At 57.7% G+C, this 16,170-nt stretch carries 13 protein-coding genes; 5 read left to right on the forward strand and 8 right to left on the reverse strand.

Annotation, left to right across the window (positions count from 1 at the left end; genetic code table 11):
• The first annotated feature begins 35 nt into the window (after positions 1-35).
• Positions 36-1,700, forward strand: a complete 1,665-nt coding sequence (locus JEM67_RS09125) for an ATP-dependent endonuclease (protein WP_013812271.1) — start codon at positions 36-38, stop codon at positions 1,698-1,700.
• 13 nt (positions 1,701-1,713) lie between these two features.
• Here JEM67_RS09125 and JEM67_RS09130 read toward each other — a convergent pair whose 3' ends face one another.
• Positions 1,714-2,664: a VirK/YbjX family protein gene (locus tag JEM67_RS09130; RefSeq protein WP_013812272.1), complete on the reverse strand. Its 951-nt coding sequence runs from the start codon at positions 2,662-2,664 to the stop codon at positions 1,714-1,716.
• Positions 2,665-3,149: 485 nt separating this feature from the next.
• Here JEM67_RS09130 and macA point away from each other — a divergent pair, with 485 nt between their 5' ends.
• Entirely contained in the window at positions 3,150-4,262 is a 1,113-nt protein-coding gene (macA, locus tag JEM67_RS09135) for a macrolide transporter subunit MacA (RefSeq protein ID WP_013812273.1), read from the forward strand.
• Positions 4,262-6,208: a macrolide ABC transporter ATP-binding protein/permease MacB gene (gene macB / locus JEM67_RS09140; protein WP_199635162.1), complete on the forward strand. Its 1,947-nt coding sequence runs from the start codon at positions 4,262-4,264 to the stop codon at positions 6,206-6,208. Before macA ends, macB begins: the two co-directional genes overlap by 1 nt.
• Before the next feature lie 136 nt (positions 6,209-6,344).
• On the opposite strand, the gene cspD is transcribed toward macB, so the two are convergent.
• Complete coding sequence (gene cspD, locus JEM67_RS09145) at positions 6,345-6,566, reverse strand: cold shock-like protein CspD (RefSeq protein ID WP_004942590.1); 222 nt, start codon at positions 6,564-6,566, stop codon at positions 6,345-6,347.
• Between the two features lie 357 nt (positions 6,567-6,923).
• On the opposite strand from cspD, the gene clpS reads away from it, so the two are divergent.
• Positions 6,924-7,244, forward strand: coding sequence for an ATP-dependent Clp protease adapter ClpS (gene clpS, locus JEM67_RS09150; protein WP_004928347.1), 321 nt, complete (start codon positions 6,924-6,926; stop codon positions 7,242-7,244).
• Between the two features lie 27 nt (positions 7,245-7,271).
• On the forward strand, positions 7,272-9,551 hold the full coding sequence (gene clpA, locus JEM67_RS09155; RefSeq protein WP_013812275.1) for an ATP-dependent Clp protease ATP-binding subunit ClpA: 2,280 nt from the start codon (positions 7,272-7,274) through the stop codon (positions 9,549-9,551).
• 215 nt (positions 9,552-9,766) lie between these two features.
• Here clpA and infA read toward each other — a convergent pair whose 3' ends face one another.
• The 6 genes from infA to JEM67_RS09185 form a co-directional block, all read right to left on the reverse strand.
• Complete coding sequence (gene infA, locus JEM67_RS09160) at positions 9,767-9,985, reverse strand: translation initiation factor IF-1 (RefSeq protein WP_002211347.1); 219 nt, start codon at positions 9,983-9,985, stop codon at positions 9,767-9,769.
• A 106-nt stretch (positions 9,986-10,091) separates the two neighbouring features.
• Positions 10,092-10,817: a leucyl/phenylalanyl-tRNA--protein transferase gene (gene aat / locus JEM67_RS09165; protein ID WP_199635161.1), complete on the reverse strand. Its 726-nt coding sequence runs from the start codon at positions 10,815-10,817 to the stop codon at positions 10,092-10,094.
• 18 nt (positions 10,818-10,835) lie between these two features.
• Positions 10,836-12,584 carry a heme ABC transporter ATP-binding protein/permease CydC gene (gene cydC / locus JEM67_RS09170; RefSeq protein WP_199635160.1) on the reverse strand — a complete coding sequence of 583 codons (1,749 nt, stop codon included), beginning with the start codon at positions 12,582-12,584 and terminating at the stop codon, positions 10,836-10,838.
• 2 nt (positions 12,585-12,586) lie between these two features.
• A complete protein-coding gene (gene cydD, locus JEM67_RS09175) occupies positions 12,587-14,353 on the reverse strand; it encodes a heme ABC transporter permease/ATP-binding protein CydD (RefSeq protein WP_199635159.1) in 1,767 nt (588 codons plus the stop codon).
• A gap of 177 nt (positions 14,354-14,530) precedes the next feature.
• Positions 14,531-15,148 (reverse strand): glutathione transferase GstA, encoded by a 618-nt coding sequence (gstA, locus tag JEM67_RS09180; RefSeq protein ID WP_199635158.1) that lies wholly within the window; start codon positions 15,146-15,148, stop codon positions 14,531-14,533.
• A 96-nt stretch (positions 15,149-15,244) separates the two neighbouring features.
• Positions 15,245-16,132, reverse strand: a complete 888-nt coding sequence (locus tag JEM67_RS09185) for a LysR family transcriptional regulator (RefSeq protein WP_199635157.1) — start codon at positions 16,130-16,132, stop codon at positions 15,245-15,247.
• Between the last annotated feature and the right edge of the window lie 38 nt (positions 16,133-16,170).

The raw sequence follows: 16,170 nt of genomic DNA on the forward strand, positions 1-16,170 counted from the left end.
TTGAGGACGGTGACGGCACGCACGGGAGGCGGCAGATGTTCTTAGAGCGTATCGAGATTGTAGGTTTCCGCGGCATTAATCGGCTGTCCCTGATGCTGGACGACAACACGCTGCTGCTCGGCGAAAACGCCTGGGGTAAATCCAGCCTGCTTGACGCGCTGACCCTGCTGCTGGCGCCGGAGCAACAGCTCTACCGTTTTGAAGTGCACGACTTCCATTTTCCTCCCGGCGAAGAGGCGGCCAAAGACCGGCATTTGCAGGTGGTGTTTACCTTTTGCGAGAAAGACCTCGGGCACGCTCATCTCCCGCGGTATCGCCACCTGTCGCCGCTGTGGGTCAAGGGCGATGATAATCTGAACCGTATTTATTACCGTTGCGAAGGCGAACTGGCCGATGACGATACGGTGTGCACCTGGCGCAGTTTTTTGGACGCCGAGGGCAATGCGATACAACTGCATCACATTGAACAGCTGGCGCACGCCATTATCCGTATTCACCCGGTATTGCGTTTGCGCGATGCGCGTTTTATTCGCCGCCTGCGGCCCAGCACGCTCAATGACGAGCACCCTGCGGATAATCAGGCGCTGGCCCAGCAGTTGGATCAGCTGACGCGTGAACTGGTGCGCAATCCGCAAAAGTTGACTAACGCCGAGCTGCGTCAGGGGCTGGCGGCGATGCAGCAACTGTTGGAACACTACTTCGCTGAGCAGGGATCGCAGGTGGCGCGCCCGCGCAGGCACCGGTTGGATCAAGATCAGGATCAGCAGGCGTGGCGTTCGCTGGACAGCATCAACCGTATGGTCGCTGAGCCGAACAGCCGCAGCATGCGGCTGATTTTGCTGGGCATGTTTTCTACGCTGCTGCAGGCCAAGGGCAACGTCAAGTTGGATCCGCACGCCCGGCCGTTGCTGTTGGTGGAAGACCCGGAAACCCGGCTGCACCCGATCATGCTGTCGGTGGCCTGGGGGCTGCTAAACCAGCTGCCGCTGCAGCGCATCACCACCACCAATTCCAGTGAGCTGGTGTCGCTGGTTCCGGTGGAACACGTTTGCCGGCTGGTGCGCGAGTCGGGACGGGTTGCCACCTATCGTCTTGGGCCACGCGGGTTGGGGCCGGAGGATGGGCGGCGGATTGCTTTTCATATTCGCTTTAACCGGCCGTCATCGCTGTTTGCCCGCTGTTGGCTGTTAGTGGAAGGCGAGACAGAGGTTTGGCTGCTGAGCGAACTGGCGCGCCAGTGCGGCTATCACTTTGAGGCGGAAGGGGTGCGGGTGATTGAATTCGCTCAGTGCGGCCTGAAGCCGTTGCTGAGGTTTGCTCGCCGCATGGGCATTGAATGGCATGCGCTGGTGGACGGCGACGAGGCCGGGAAGAAATACGCCAACACCGTGCGCAGTTTGCTGGATAACCACGGCGACAGCGAGCGTGACCGCCTGACCGCGCTGCCGGCGCCGGATATGGAGCACTTTATGTTCCGCGAGGGGTTCAGCCCGGTTTATCACCGCGTAGCCTCTGTGCCGATCAATGCTCAGATGCCGATACGCAAGGTGATCCTGAAGGCGGTGCATCACTCTTCGAAACCCGATTTGGCTATCGAAGTGGCGATGCAGGCCGGCGAGTGGGGCACCGATTCCGTGCCGCCACTGCTGAAGAAAATGTTCTCGCGTGTGATCTGGCTGGCGCGCGGTCGGGCGGATTAGGCGCCCGGCAGTCTTATCGGGTACTGAAATGTTCAGCCATTCCCTGCTCCAGTTCATCCAGCAATTGATAACGACGGCGGTATTCCGCCCGTTTCTTGCTGACCACCTCATCGATCGGTTTACGCGTGATGCGCTCCGGCAGCAGGAAGTAGCCGCTGTCGAGCATCTTGCCGCCCATTGAACTCCAGAACTGATCGTAATCGGCGTGCAGTTGATCTTTCTTTTTACTGTGATAACGCCAATTCTGATAGATATGGGTGGTATTGCCAACCGCCACTATTTGCCGGATGCCCAGATGGTGAGCCAGCGTGCAGATGCCTTCCAGCGCCAGCCGTTTCGGAAACAGCCCGTGACATTCTTTGGTGGCGTGCTGGATTTCCGCGTGCGGCACCTGGTGGTTGGCTCCCTGCAAGCCGCCGATGAACAGCGTTGGCTGTTGCTGATAGTGCATCAGCACAAAGGTGATTTCCGCCAGCATAATGCCGCTGGCGTTACGCAGCAGCAGGGTGGCTTCCCCTTCTTTGTTCAAATGATCGATGGCCGACAGTTCCAGCGAAACCGATTCGCCGCTTTTGCCGCTGGCGGTGGCCAGCACAAAGGGGTTCTTCAGATGACCGATACGCATTTTCAGCGGCATGCGCTGCGCGCTGAGAGCGTAGTGATCGCGCAGAGCGAACAGGCACTCGATCTTGTTCATGTTTGCCGCCAGATAGGGGCGATGCAGCTTGCAGGGCAGATTGGGCTGTGCACTCAGAATTTCATCCCGCAGAGGATTGGACGCCAGCGTGTTCAGCAGGGCGCCGGTAGTGCGCCAGCAAAACAGCGAGCGGCTGATAAATTTCAGGCGGAATGAGGTTTTTTTCCAGGCATTACTCGGCGCCATATCGCCATTAATCAGCGCCGTCATCAGTTGCCAACCGTTAAGCGGGCGTGCAGATACGAGTGGATAGCTGAGCTGAGACATGATGAAATCCTTGGCAGTGTCGAATAGCGCTATTTCAGCAAGCTTTCGCTAAACGGGAGTTCAATGCCTAACTGTAACCAAGGGTGTCTCCACATTGTGTTGAGCTAAGGTTTAGTTACACCCTATTGCTGTACACGGCGATTTTGCCCCGTTTCCGCCTGAAATTACCTTCTTGCGAAGAGCTGTCTCGTGCTAAAACGAGCGGCCAGGTTGCTTTCCCCAAATCATTCTCTGCCGCAACGTTTATCGGATGTTTTTGAGTTTAAGTAGTTGGAGATGCCGGGGATAATTTCATCTATTGCGGCCAGTTTCCTCCATGGTTTGCTCTTAATTCTGACTTAATGCGTACAAAGACCTGGAAGGTTATAATCCCGTTCAACTTATTATGGGCATGATGAATCACGGATTTAAACCGGATGAGATGCCGGGTAAACCGCCTGGGTTATTTGAAGTAAGTGATAAAAAACAAAAGGATGATGGTGTTAATGATGTTTAAAGGACATAAGCGACGCTGGGGCATCGCACTGATCGTCGTGGCGGCGATCGCCGCGCTGGCGATCTGGCATTTCAGCCGCCCGGCGCCAACCCAGTTTAAAACGGTGAAGGTGGCCAAGCGCGACCTGCAGCAAAATGTGTTGGCGACCGGCCAGCTTGACGCGGTGCGCAAGGTTGACGTTGGTGCGCAGGTCAGCGGGCAGTTGGAAAGTCTGTATGTTGAGATTGGCGACAAGGTGAAAAAAGGCCAGTTGCTTGGTGTAATCGATCCGCAGCAGGCACAAAACAGTATCCGCGAGGGTGAGGCGACGCTGCGTGAATTGCACGCTCAGCTGCAACAGGCCCAGGCCGAACAACAACTGGCGGCGGTGACGCTGCAGCGCAATCAGGCACTGGCGAAGTTGCAAGCGGTATCGCGCCAGGATCTGGATCAGGCGGCGACGCAACTGGCGGTGAAGAAGGCGCAGGTCGGCACCATCAATGCGCAGATTGCCCGCAATCAGGCCAGCCTGGACACCGCTAAAATCAATCTGGCATTTACCCGTATTGAAGCACCGATGGACGGCGATGTGGTGCAGATCACCACGCTGCAAGGCCAGACGGTGATCGCCGCGCAGCAGGCACCGAACATTCTGACGTTGGCGGATCTCAGCACCATGCTGGTGAAAGCGCAGGTCTCGGAAGCGGATGTTATCAGCCTCAAACCGGGTCAGAAGGCCTGGTTTACCGTGTTGGGCGATCCTAACCGGCGTTTTGACGGTGTGCTGAAAGACATTCAGCCGACGCCGGAAAAGGTTAACAACGCCATCTTTTACTATGCGCGTTTCGAAGTGCCGAACCCTGAAGGCCTGCTGCGTCTGCAGATGACGGCGCAGGTGCATATTCAACTGGCCGGCGTCAGCCAGGCGCAGGTCATTCCTCTGGCGGCGCTGGGCGACCAAATCGCCGATAACCGTTACCACGTTGCGGTATTGAAACAGGGCAAGGAAGAGAAACGCGAGGTGACCATAGGTCTGCGTAATAATATTGACGTACAAATTACGAACGGCTTGAGCATCGGGGATGACGTTATTGTCAGCCGCGGCGGCTCGGAGGCCAACTGATGGCGGCGTTGTTACAACTGAGCGGTATCCGTCGCAGTTATCAGTCGGGCGATCAGACGGTGGATGTGTTGAAAGACGTGAGCCTGAGCATCGACGCCGGTGAAATGGTGGCAATCATGGGTGCTTCCGGTTCTGGCAAGTCTACGCTGATGAACATTCTCGGCTGTCTGGATAAGCCCAGCGCCGGCGTGTACCGGGTGGCAGGCCAGGATGTGGCGACGCTGGATGGCGATGCCTTGGCCCGGCTACGGCGCGAGCATTTTGGTTTTATCTTCCAGCGATACCATTTGCTGCCTCATCTGAGCGCGGCGCATAACGTCGAGGTGCCGGCGGTCTACGCCGGGCTGGGCAAGACAGCGCGGCGGGAACGGGCGGTAGCGCTGCTGCAGCGCCTTGGGTTGAGTGAACGCGTGAGCTACCGGCCGAGCCAGCTTTCCGGCGGTCAGCAGCAGCGCGTCAGTATCGCCCGCGCGCTGATGAACGGCGGCCAGGTGATCCTGGCGGATGAGCCGACCGGTGCCCTCGACAGTCATTCCGGTGAAGAGGTGATGACTATCCTCAAGCAACTGCGTGAGCAGGGGCATACGGTGATCATCGTGACTCACGATCCGGCTGTCGCTCGGCAGGCCGAGCGGATCATTGAAATCCGCGACGGCGAGATCATTGCCGACTCACGCCCGGAGCAGCAGGGCAATCCGAATGCCAAACCGCTGGAACTGGTCGCGCCGGCACCGTCGTGGCAGCAGATGGCCGGCCGCTTCCGCGAGGCGCTGGTGATGGCGTGGCGGGCGATGGCGGCGAATAAAATGCGCACTGCGCTCACCATGTTGGGCATTATTATCGGTATCGCTTCGGTGGTCTCGATCCTGGTGATCGGCGACGCCGCCAAGCAGATGGTGTTGGCGGATATCAAATCCATCGGCACCAATACGGTGGATATTTACCCCGGCAAAGACTTTGGCGACGACGATCCCACCTTTCGTCAGTCGTTGAAATATGATGATCTTGATGCGTTGCGTGAGCAGCCTTATATCAGCGCACTGTCACCGACCATCGCCAGCAGCATGCGACTGCGGTTGGGCAACGTCGATGTGGCGGCCAATGTGACCGGGGTCAGCGAGCAGTTTTTCCGCGTCTACGGCATGACCTTCACCCAAGGGGCCGGTATTGATCCGTTCCAGGTGCAATCGCAGTCGCAAACGGTGGTTATCGACGCCAACACCCAGCGCCGGCTGTTCCCGCATCAGAAGAACGTGGTGGGTGAGGTGATTTTGGTGGGTAACATGCCGGCAACGGTGGTCGGGGTGGCAAAGGAGAAGCAGTCGATGTTCGGCAGCAGCAAGACGCTGAACGTTTGGGTTCCCTACAGCACCATGGCCAACCGGCTGATGGGCAATGCCTATTTTGATTCGATCACTGTGCGTATCCGTGACGATTACAATAGCCAGGAAGCGGAGCAGCAGTTGACGCGTTTGCTGACGCTGCGTCATGGCAAGAAAGACTTCTTCACCTATAACATGGACAGCCTGGTGCAGACCGCGGAGAAAACCACACGCACGCTGCAGCTGTTCCTGACGCTGGTGGCGGTGATTTCATTGGTGGTCGGCGGGATCGGCGTGATGAATATCATGCTGGTGTCGGTAACGGAGCGTACGCGTGAGATTGGCATCCGTATGGCGGTGGGCGCCCGTTCCGGCGACGTATTGCAGCAGTTCTTGATCGAAGCGGTGCTGGTGTGCCTGGTTGGCGGTGCCCTGGGGATTACACTGTCCTTCGCCATCGGGTTGCTGGTGCAACTGGTGCTGCCAGGTTGGCAGATTAACTTCCCGCCGGCGGCGTTGTTGAGCGCGTTTTTGTGCTCTACCGGTATTGGCGTGGTGTTCGGTTATCTGCCTGCACGCAGTGCTGCCCGGCTTAACCCGATCGATGCACTGGCGCGCGAGTAATAACCTATCTCCGTGGTATTTGGCGCTGCGGCGTGATTAGCGGCAACTTGACATTCATAGCGTATAATAAAAAATGCCAGTCATACGGCGGCTGGCATTTTTAGCGGGTTGCTTTAGGCTGGCTCTGCAACAGCGTTTAGGCCAGTGCCTCGCTTTCCAGCGGCACAATAAGACTCGCATGGTTCCCTTTTGGCCCTTGGTGCACGTCAAAACTGACCTGTTGGCCGGCTTTTAGTGTCCTGTACCCATCCATTTTAATCGTTGAATAATGGGCGAATATGTCTTCGCCGCCGCCTTCAGGACAGATAAACCCAAACCCTTTGGCGTTGTTGAACCATTTAACAGTACCCGTCTCCATGCTTTTACATCCCTCGCAACGCTATTTTAGGTGAGATGAATAACTGAATTCGCACCCGCCAAAGGCAGGTAGCAGATGAGCACGGGGCGGTTAAAAGACCACCAGCTCACGAATTTACACTCTAGAGCAAATGATCATCACGTCAAGGGATCGGCTTTTGTCCGCAGGAAGCAGTTCATCAAAGTTTGAAGCAGTTAACGCTATTGACATTGTTTGGTAACAATTTGTCAGAGATTTTTGCGCACGTTCCAGTACGGCGAGATGATGACGAAGATGATAAAATAGTAGTGATACCCCACTTTGAATAACCGGAACCTGTCCCCATATCAGAGGACAGAGCAGAGAAGATGAGCAGCAATGGGCAATAACAACGATTGGCTAAATTTTGAACACTTGGCCGAAGAAAAACAAATCGATGCGGTAAAACCGCCGTCTATGTATAAAGTTATACTTAACAACGACGATTACACACCGATGGAATTTGTGATTGACGTTCTGCAAAAGTTCTTTTCTTATGATATTGAACGTGCAACGCAACTGATGCTCACGGTCCACTATCAAGGCAAGGCGATCTGCGGTGTTTTTACCGCCGAGGTGGCGGAAACCAAGGTCGTACATGTGAACCGTTATGCAAGGGAGAACGAGCATCCGTTGCTCTGTACGCTGGAAAAAGCCTAGATTTTGGCAACTATTGGGGAGGTGCTTATGCTCAATCAAGAACTGGAACTCAGTCTCAACATGGCTTTCGCCAGAGCGCGTGAGCACAGACACGAGTTTATGACCGTGGAGCACCTGTTGCTGGCGTTACTCAGCAACCCTGCCGCGCGAGAGGCGCTTGAGGCATGTACGGTAGACCTGGCCGCTTTGCGCCAGGAGCTGGAAGCCTTTATCGAACAAACCACGCCGACGTTGCCTGCCAGCGAAGAAGAGCGCGACACTCAGCCGACGCTAAGCTTCCAGCGCGTGCTGCAGCGTGCCGTATTCCATGTGCAATCTTCCGGCCGCAGCGAAGTCAGCGGTGCCAACGTGCTGGTGGCGATTTTCAGCGAGCAGGAGTCGCAGGCGGCTTATCTGCTGCGCAAACACGACGTCAGCCGTCTTGACGTAGTGAATTTCATTTCACATGGCACACGTAAAGACGAGCCGGGCCAAGCGCCAAATGCGGAAAACCCGGTGAACGAAGAGCAGTCCGGAGGGGAAGACCGTATGGAAAACTTCACCACCAACCTCAACCAGTTGGCCCGTGTGGGCGGAATCGATCCCCTGATTGGCCGCGACCCAGAGCTGGAGCGCGCTATTCAGGTGCTGTGCCGCCGTCGTAAAAACAACCCGCTGTTGGTCGGCGAGTCCGGCGTGGGTAAAACCGCCATTGCCGAAGGGCTGGCCTGGCGTATCGTGCAAGGCGACGTCCCTGAAGTGATGGCGGATTGCACGCTGTATTCCCTGGACATCGGTTCGCTGCTGGCCGGTACCAAATACCGCGGCGATTTCGAAAAACGTTTCAAGGCGTTGCTGAAACAGCTGGAGCAGGACAAGAGCAGCATCCTGTTTATCGATGAGATCCACACCATCATCGGGGCCGGTGCGGCTTCCGGTGGGCAGGTGGATGCGGCCAACCTGATCAAACCGCTGCTCTCCAGCGGCAAGATCCGGGTGATTGGCTCCACCACCTATCAGGAATTCAGCAACATTTTCGAAAAAGACCGTGCGTTGGCCCGTCGCTTCCAGAAAATCGACATTACCGAGCCGACGCCGGAAGAGACCATTCAGATTATCAACGGCCTGAAAACCAAGTACGAAGCGCACCATGACGTGCGTTATACCGCCAAGGCGGTGCGTGCGGCCGTTGAACTGTCGGTGAAGTACATCAACGATCGTCACCTGCCGGACAAGGCTATCGACGTGATCGACGAGGCGGGCGCTCGCAGCCGGCTGATGCCGATCAGCAAACGCAAGAAAACCGTCAACGTTGCGGACATTGAGTCCGTGGTTGCGCGCATTGCGCGTATCCCGGAAAAAACCGTGTCGGCAAGCGATCGCGATGTGCTGAGAAGCCTGGGCGACCGTCTGAAAATGCTGGTGTTCGGTCAGGATCAGGCGATCGAAGCCTTGACCGAAGCAATCAAAATGAGCCGTGCGGGCCTGGGCCACGATCGCAAACCTGTCGGTTCCTTCCTGTTTGCCGGGCCAACCGGCGTCGGGAAAACCGAGGTGACGGTGCAGTTGGCGAAGGCGATGGATATCAAGCTGCTGCGTTTTGACATGTCCGAATATATGGAACGCCATACCGTCAGCCGCCTGATTGGCGCGCCTCCGGGCTACGTCGGTTACGATCAGGGCGGGCTGCTGACCGATGCGGTGCTTAAACATCCGCACTCGGTGGTGTTGCTGGATGAAATCGAGAAGGCGCACCCGGATGTGTTCAATTTGCTGCTGCAAGTCATGGACAACGGCACCCTGACCGATAACAACGGCCGTAAGGCGGACTTCCGCAACGTGATCCTGGTGATGACTACCAACGCCGGGGTACGTGAAACAGAACGCAAATCGATCGGTCTGGTTCAGCAGGACAACAGCACCGATGCGATGGAAGAGATCAAAAAAGTGTTCACGCCGGAGTTCCGTAACCGTCTGGACAACATTCTTTGGTTCAATCATCTGTCGACCACGGTGATCCAGCAGGTTGTCGATAAGTTTATTGTCGAACTGCAGGCACAGCTGGATGCGAAGGGCGTGTCGCTGGAAGTGAGCGACGAAGCGCGTGATTGGTTGTCGGTGAAAGGCTATGACCGTGCGATGGGCGCTCGCCCAATGGCGCGGGTGATGCAGGAAAACCTGAAGAAGCCGCTGGCCAACGAACTGCTGTTCGGCTCACTGGTGGACGGTGGCTCGGTGAAGGTTGAGCTGGACAAAGACAACCAGAAACTGACTTACCACTTCCTCAGCGCTCAGAAACGCAAAGCGGATGAAGGTGCGGTGCACTAAAGGCCGGCCAGATGCAGATAATGAAAAAGCGATGCTTCGGCATCGCTTTTTTTATGGGTGAAAATCTGTCATCACCACTACAAAAATGACTGAGCCCTCTCGGTTTACCTGCGCTCTTGCAACTCGATGTTGAACGTTGCTACGGGGGTAAACGGAAAGGGCTCCGGAGGGGTTACATCCTCGGTGCCGCCATCGGCTGGCGACGAGTGAGCCGATTAACGGCTACGGAAGACAATGCGGCCTTTGCTCAGGTCGTACGGGGTCAGCTCTACAGTGACTTTGTCGCCCGTCAGGATGCGGATGTAGTTTTTACGCATTTTACCGGAGATATGTGCGGTTACCACGTGCCCGTTTTCCAATTCAACGCGGAACATGGTGTTCGGCAGCGTATCAAGAACGGTGCCCTGCATTTCAATATTGTCTTCTTTGGCCATCGAATCCTCTAGGTCTAACTACCTTAGTTTTTAACCGGCAAGATAATGCCGAAAAACCCACATTATGTAAAGACGTGTCGGTGAACATTGCACCGTTTCCGCAAAATTAGTTTGTTGGGGAGGGTGGTTCAGCCTGCTGTGGGGGTAAGACTTGCGCTGCCCAGCATTCCGGTGCTAACGGCTTGCGCTGGAGATTACTGAGCTGCTGTAAAAATTGGCGGCGGGGGATTTCTCTCGCTCCCAGCGTGGCAGTGTGAGCGTTAAGCACCTGACAGTCAATCAATTCTCCGCCATAAGCGGCAAAATGCCGACAAAAAGCCAATAGCGCGCACTTGGAGGCGTTGGTGGTGCGACTAAACATCGATTCGCCGCAGAACAGCGCGCCCTGCGCCACGCCGTACATGCCGCCTACCAGCTCTTTACCCTGCCATACCTCGACTGAATGAGCGAGGCCGAGGCGGTGCAGATGCAGATAGGCGCGCTGCACCTCCAGGCCTATCCAGGTGCCCTCATGCGGCCGATCGGCGCAGGCGGCAATCACCGCTGCAAAGTCGTGATTTAGCGTAATGCGAAACGGATTGCCGCTCAGAAAGCGTTTCAGGCTGCGGCTGATATGGTATTGCGCCGGGAATAACACTGCACGTGGGTCAGGTGACCACCACAGAATGGCTTCCCCCGGCGAGAACCAGGGGAAGATACCGCGCTCATAGGCGGCCAGCAAACGCGGCGCCGTCAGGTCGCCGCCAATGGCCAGCAGGCCGTTAGGATCGCGCAGTGCGCCCTCTGGCGAGGGAAACGCGAGTGACTGCGGTGACAGCTTAACAATACGCATAAAAGGTCTCAGCGTCCTCTACAGGCCATTTTCAAGCGGTATCCCGCTGATGCGCTGGCGGAAACGGGCATAACGTCCTTGCCGGCGCATCAGGGTAAGGTGGTCGCCCTGTTCGACAATCCGGCCGCCGTCCATTACGCAGATGCGGTCAAGATGCTCGAGCCCATACAGGCGGTGAGTCACCAGGATCAGCGTTTTACCCTGGCAGTGCCGGCGCAACAGCGCCAGGATCTGCTGCTCGGTTTCGGCATCCAGACCCTCGGTCGGTTCGTCGAGCAACAGTAGAGGCGCCTGATGCAACAACGCGCGAGCGATACCCAGGCGACGTTGTTCACCGCCGGAAAGCTGGCGGCCGCCATCCCCCAGCCAGGCGTTTAGCCCTTCGTTTTCCAACAACTTTTCCAGCCCGACCTGGCACAGTACGTTGCGTAACTGTTCATCGGCCGCCTTTGGGGCGGCGATGCGCAGGTTTTCCCGCAGCGTGTTGCTGAAAATATGCACCCGCTGGCTGACGACGGTGGTCATCTGGCGCAGCGTAGTTTCATCATAGGCGCTGAACGGCTGGCCGTTGAGCAGCATGCTGCCGCTATCGGCGTTCCAGGCACGGGTTAACAACTGCAACAGGGTCGATTTGCCGCAGCCTGTGCGCCCGAGCAGCGCAATGTGTTCGCCGGCGGCAATCTCCAGCGTGACGTTTTGCAATACCGGCAGAGGTTGGCCGGGATAGGTAAAGGTGAGCTGTTGCAGGCTTAACGCGGCGCCGTTCCCGGCCGCCGGACCGCTGGCCGGGAAGGTGACCTCCGGCTGCCGATCGATAACCTGCTTCACCCGTGTGGCGGAAGCGATGACCTGGCCGAGATGCTGGAAGGCACCGGCGACCGGCATCAGCGCTTCAAACGAGGCCAGTGCGGCAAACACGAACAGCGCAATCAGCGCGCCGGGTTGGGTATCGCCACCGATGCCGCCGGCGGTGAGCCACAGCAACAGCGTCACCGTCAGGCCGCTGGCCAGGATCATTACCCCCTGCGCGATCCCCCCCAGCGAAGCCTGTTGCCATTGGCGGCGCTGCCAGTGCCGTTCAGTGGCATCCAGACTGGCGCGGAAATCGTTGACTGCGCCGAACACCACCAGTTCGGCCTGGCCCTGCAGCCAGGCGGTCAGATCGGTGCGGTACTGGCTGCGCAGGGCGGTCAGTTGGCCGCCAATCGGCTTGCCGGCGCGGTAGAATACCGGCGGCACCAGCAACAGCAGCAGCAACAAAATTCCGCCCAGCGTCAGGGCCAGCGAGCTGTCCAGCCAACTGAGGCCGTAGGTGACCACCAGGATCACCACCGCGGCGCTGACTAACGGCGAGATCACCCGCAGATACAGATGGTCCAGCGTATCGACGTCCGCCACCAGCCGGTTAAGCAGATCGGCCTGCCGGAAACGGGCAATGCCGCCCGGTGACAGCGGCAGGATCTTTTTAAAGGTAAATACCCGCAGATGAGAAAGAACGCGGAAGGTGGCGTCGTGGCTGACCACTCGCTCGGCGTAACGCCCGGCGGTACGGAAGATGGCTGCACCGCGTACGCCGGCAGCCGGCAACATGTAGTTGAAGGTAAACAGGCCCGCCAGCCCGGCGAGCGCCGATGCGGCGAGGAACCAGCCGGAAAGCGCCAGCAGGCCGATACTGGCCAGCAGCGTGACGATGGCCAGAAGGATGCCCAGGCAGATCAGCAGGCTGTGACGACGGTATAGCGCCAGGAACGGCAGCAAAACGCGCATGATTATAGCTCCCCGCTGCGGTGTGCGATCAGATTGGCGAACAACCCCGGTTGGGCGCTCAGCGTGGCGTAATCGCCTTGCTGCACGATCCGCCCGCCTTCCATGACCCAGATCTGGTCGTAATCTTCGGTATCTTCCAACTGGTGTGTGACCAGCAGGGTGGTTTGCTGATGCGAGGCTGCGTTGAGCGCCTGCATGACTCGTCGCTCGCTGTGAGCGTCGAGGCTGGCGGCAGGCTCATCCAGCAACAGTAAACGGCGTGGGCTGATGAGCGCCCGGGCTACCGCCACGCGTTGTGCCTGGCCGACGGACAGCCGTGCGGCGCTATCGCCGACCTCAGTGTCCAGACCCAACGGCAAATGCGGCAAGATCTCGCTGACGTAAGCCTGCTCCACCGCCTGTTGCAATTGGGCTTCACTCGCCTGCGGGTGGCCCAGCAGAATATTTGCCCGTAACGTTTGCGCCGGCAGGTGCGGGTTTTGTCCCACCCAGCCGAGCTGCCGACGCCAGCCTTCTGCCGACAGCTCACACAGCTCGGTGCCGTTGACCGTCAGTGAACCGCGGTAAGGCAGGAAGCCGAGCAGCAGATTCAGCAGGGAACTTTTGCCGGCGCCGCTCAACCCGACCAGAGCAATGCGCTGGTGTGCGGGCAGGGTGAAACTCAGAGGGCCGGCCAGCAGCACGCCGTTTGGCGACAAAATTTCCAGATCCTGCGCTTTTAGCTCCAGCGGTGCGTCGGTGTTCAGCACCAGCGTGCTACTGCCCCTTTGCTCGCCTTCGGCGCCGAGGAAGGTTTCCAACGCTTCTGCGGCGCCCACGGCCTGTGCTTTGGCATGATAGAAAGCGCCCAGATCGCGCAGCGGCTGGAAAAACTCCGGTGCCAGAATCAGTACCAGGAAGCCGGCAAACAGCGTAACGCCGGTGCCGTAACTGCCGAAATTCAGCTCGCCAAGGAAGGAGAAGCCAAAATAGACCGCCACCACGGCGATGGAGATAGAGGCAAAGAACTCCAGCACCGCCGATGACAGGAACGCCAGGCGCAGCACTTCCATGGTGCGGCTGCGGAAATCCTCGGACGACTTGGCGATCTGCGCGGTTTCCGCCTCAGCCCGGTTAAACAGGCGCAGCGTATCCAACCCGCGCAGGCGATCGAGGAAATTGCCGCTCAGCCGCGCCAACGCCACAAAGTTGCGTCGGTTGGCGTCGGCGGCGCCCATGCCGACCAGCGCCATAAACAGCGGGATCAGCGGGGCAGTCGTCAACAGAATCAGGCCGGCGGCCCAGTTGATCGGAAATACGGTTATCAGGATCAGCAACGGGATAAACACTGCCAGATACATCTGCGGCAGATAGCGGGAGTAATAATCCTGCATGTCTTCGATCTGCTCAACGATGATGCTGGCCCAACTGCCTGCCGGTTTACCCTGGATCCAGGCGGGGCCGAGCTGCTGAAGTTTATCCAGCACCTGCTGGCGCATACGCTGGCGGACCACCTGGCCGCAGATAAAACCAACGCGTTCACGCAGCCAGCTCAACAACGCGCGCAGCGCGAAGGTGGCGGCCAACCAGATAAACGAGGGGATCAACTGTTCGCGCGGGGCGTGTTCGATAATCAGGGCGTGGAGCAGGGCGGCTAAAAGCCATGCCTGCACGACAATCAGAATGCCGCTTATCAGCCCCAGCAGCATGGAAAGGCGCAGCCAACGCTGCGCCAACGTGCTCTGAGTTTTGAGCCAACGGGTTAACTGTTGCTGTCTGGTTTTTTTCATCAGATATGAGTCTGCGTCGCCGGTGCCTGTTGTTACAAGCAAGGTTAACGTACTGTTAAAAAAAGTGTTTGCCTCAACCTGAAGCGAACAAGCGAAGGCTAATGTTACCTCTTCACCCGGCAGACTGAAAATAATAAAGCGGTCAAATATCCCTATGACAGACTCTGGTCGAGAGGGTTATTTCACCTCCCGGCTGGCCGCTTCCGCCGCCAGGGCGGCTTGCACCGATTTACGCTGACCGATCTGCGCCATATACCGGGTTAACGAAGGCCAGTATTTTAACTCGATGGAAAATGGGGCCATCCAACGCAGTACGGTAAACAGATAGGCATCCGCCACGCTAAAGCGATCCCCCAACAGGAAATCCTGCCCATCCAACGCCTGAGCGACATAATCGAGGCGGCGGCGCAGCTTGTCGCGGAACAGTGTTTTGACCTCTTCCTGCAGGGTTGCATTGAATAGCGGGCTGGCCCCGGCGTGGATCTCGGCGGTGATGAAATTCAGCCATTCCTGCAAGCGCACCCGCTCGAAGGTATGGCTGGGAGGAGCCAGCGCGGTGTCAGGGCGCAGATCCGCCAGATATTGCACGATGGCGGCGCCTTCGGTAATCACCCGGCCATCTTCCAGCATCAGGGCGGCGACGTAACCCTTGGGATTGATCTGATAAAAATCATTCCCGTCGGCGCTACGCTTGCTGCGGTTATTGACCCTGATGAGCTCAAACGGCAATTCCAGTTCTCGCAGAACAATATGCGGGGATAGCGAACAGGCGTCGGGTGCAAAATAGAGTTTCATGAGCGTTCCTGAGGCAAAAAGCGATATCGCTTAACCGACAGCATGCCGCCGGTGCTGCCTGCAGAAAAATTAGAATGTCAGAAACCCGTCATCAGTTCAGCTACTGACGGGGTGCGGCAGATGATCTCGCAGGTAGTGCAGCAGAGTCTGTACCGGCGCAGAGCTTGCGCCAGTGAACGAACAGACCAGGCCAAAATAACGGTACAGTGGGGTGCTCAACGGCAAGGCACAAATGCCGGCGGCATCGGCCGGTATCACTGACGCAGGCATCAACGAAACGCCGACGCCTTCGCGCACCAGCGTCAGCGCGGTGCCCCAGTCGCTGACGGTCACACGTATGTCAGCCAGTGCAATACCGGCCTGCTGTGCCAACCCTTGCGCGTTGAGGCTGCAGCCGCCGGTAGCCAGCACAAAGGGCAACCCGGCCAGTGCCTTAAAATCCACCGGTTGTCGGCCCCTGGCCAGCGAGTGGTCGCTGGCGGTAACCGCAAGCCACAGATCTTGTCCCAGAGGATAGCCTTGTCTTTCTTCCTTTGGGTTCAACACCACGCCGACGTCGGCGGTTTCCAGTGCCAGCCAGTTTTCCACTTCTTGATCGGTGCCTTCCAACTGAATCAGCTCAATGGCGGGGTAGAGGCGGCGGAATTTACGCAATAGCGGCGGAAGCAAGAGGGCAAATGCCGAAGGAAAGCTGGCCAGACGAATTTTGCCCGAGTGCGCACTTTTCGCCTGCAGCGCGTAGTTTTGGATCGCATCGAGTTCGGCGAGCATGGCGCGGGCATGGATGACAATTCGTTCCCCGCTTTGTGTCAGCGTCACTGCATGTGGCAGGCGGACAAACAAATGCGTACTTAGGGCGTTTTCCAATTGAGCGATAGCCTGGCTGGCGCCGGACTGGGTCATGCCGCACTGATTTGCCGCCAGCGTAATTTTGCCGCTGTCGGCCACGGCGACCAGCAAGCGCCAGTGAAGAAGGTTTTGCATTGAATGCCCGTCCGCTCATATTTAAGGTACAAAAAAAG

Origin of the sequence: Serratia sp. PAMC26656 (assembly GCF_016469055.2) — a bacterium.
Classification (GTDB): domain Bacteria; phylum Pseudomonadota; class Gammaproteobacteria; order Enterobacterales; family Enterobacteriaceae; genus Serratia; species Serratia plymuthica.